Raw genomic sequence first — 1931 nt, 5'->3', positions numbered from 1 at the left:
GGACCCGACCACCGCGCTGCACCCCACGGCCGGACGCTGAAGCACCCGGCCCGATGCCCCCTGCCCGCTACAGCTCTTGACTGGCGAGGCGAAAGCTAGCCGGCGAGCGTCGACGGCGCGCGCTCGACCGCTTCGGCGACCGGCGGCTGGAGGGTCGCGACGACGTCGTCGGCGCTGGCGCCGGTCGCGTCCATCGACTTCTTCACGGTGGCGCCGTAGACGTCGACGTACTCCTGGCCGGAGAGGGTCATGATCTCGTACATGATCTCGTCGGTGATCGAGCGCTCCACGAAGCGGTCACCGGCCAGGCCCTCGTAGCGGCTGAAGTCCAGCGGCTCGCCGACGCGGACGCACACCTTCATCAGGCTGCGCCCGAAGGGCAGGCGGCGGGAGGTGTAGACCATGGCGACCGGGATCACCGGGACGCCGGTCTCCAGCGCCATCCGGGCGACGCCGATCTTGCCGCGGAACAACCGGCCGTCCGGGGAGCGGGTGCCCTCCGGGTAGATCCCGAGGAGCTGGCCGTCCCGCAGGATGCGGATCCCGGTCCGGATCGCGTCCTCGGCCGCCGAGGCGCTGGAGCGGTCGATCGGCACCTGCCCGGCCCCGGCGAAGAACGCCCGCTGGAGGAAGCCCTTGACGCCCGTCCCGGTGAAGTACTCCGCCTTGGCCAGGAAGGTCACCCGGCGCTTGAGCTGGAGCGGCATGAAGATCCAGTCGGCCGCCGACAGGTGGTTGCTCGCCAGGATGGCCGCGCCCGACGCGGGCACGTTCTCGATGCCCTCGACCTTCGGGCGGAAGACCAGCCGCGCCACCGGGCCGATGGCGACGAACTTGAGGAACCAGTAGAACAACACGCCTCCCTCGGGGACTGCCAGACTAGGGAGCCTGGGGCACCCCTCACAATCCGGGGCCCCGCCGTGAGCCAGCCGACACCGGTGCGACGCCGGAGGCCCAGGAGGAGCCCGTGCCCGGACCGACCCCCGTCCCCGAGGTGATGCCCGGCGCCGAACCCTTCGAGTTCCCCGGGGGCGAGGGGCCCGAGGGGCGCACCGGGGTGCTCCTGGTGCACGGGTTCACCGGGACGCCGATGAGCATGCGGCCCTGGGGCGAGCACCTCGCGGCCGAGGGGTTCGCCGTCCGGTGCCCGCTGCTGCCCGGCCACGGCACCCGCTGGCAGGACTGCAACGCCAGCACCCACGACCAGTGGACGACGGCGGTCGGGCAGGCCTTCGACGAGCTGGCGGCCCGCTGCGACCGGGTCTTCGTCGCCGGCCTCTCGATGGGCGGGACGCTGGCGACGCGGCTGGCCGAGGTGCGCCCCGACGACGTCGCCGGGCTGCTGCTGGTGAACCCGGCCCTGCTCACCCAGCGGCTGGACGCCAAGCTGCTCCCGCTGCTGGCCCGGGTCACCGCGAGCTGGGCGCCGATCGCCAGCGACATCAAGAAGCCCGGCGTCACCGAGCTGGCCTACCCGCGGCTGCCGCTCCGGGCCATGCTCCAGCTGCGCGGCCTCTGGGCCGCGACCCGCGCCGACCTGGGCCGGGTCACGGCGCCGGTCATCGTCTTCCGCAGCACCGAGGACCACGTCGTGGAACCGGTGAACAGCACCGTCCTGCTCGCCGGCGTGGCGAGCCCCGACACCACCGAGGTCGCCCTGGAGGACAGCTACCACGTGGCCACCCTGGACAACGACGCCCCGCTGATCTTCCGCCGCTCGGCGGAGTGGATCCGCGCCCGCGTGCCCGCCGGCGAGCCCGGCGCCCCCTCGGGCGGGCGCCGGTGACCGACCGCCGCGGCCGCGGCCGCCGTGACAACGGCCTGGACGCCGTGCTCTGGAGCCCCGTCCGCGACGTCGACCCGCGGGTGGGCGAGCACCTCCTCGACGTGCTCGAGGCCGCGGGCATCGCCGCCTACCTGGAGCCGGCCGC

2 protein-coding genes are annotated in these 1931 nt (G+C 74.0%); one reads left to right on the top strand and one right to left on the bottom strand.

Going from position 1 to position 1931, the window contains the following annotated elements; all coding sequences use genetic code 11:
- Nucleotides 1-95: 95 nt before the first annotated feature.
- Nucleotides 96-857 (bottom strand): 1-acyl-sn-glycerol-3-phosphate acyltransferase, encoded by a 762-nt coding sequence (locus E9549_RS22710; RefSeq protein WP_236828873.1) that lies wholly within the window; start codon nucleotides 855-857, stop codon nucleotides 96-98.
- 110 nt (nucleotides 858-967) lie between these two features.
- Here E9549_RS22710 and E9549_RS22705 point away from each other — a divergent pair, with 110 nt between their 5' ends.
- Nucleotides 968-1786, top strand: coding sequence for a carboxylesterase (locus E9549_RS22705; RefSeq protein ID WP_236828872.1), 819 nt, complete (start codon nucleotides 968-970; stop codon nucleotides 1784-1786).
- Nucleotides 1787-1931 lie beyond the last annotated feature (145 nt).

The organism is Blastococcus sp. MG754426, from assembly GCF_021699055.1.
Taxonomy (GTDB): Bacteria; Actinomycetota; Actinomycetes; order Mycobacteriales; family Geodermatophilaceae; genus Blastococcus.
Note: the sequence above shows the minus strand (reverse complement) of the source record. Positions and strands in the feature narration are given on the sequence as shown.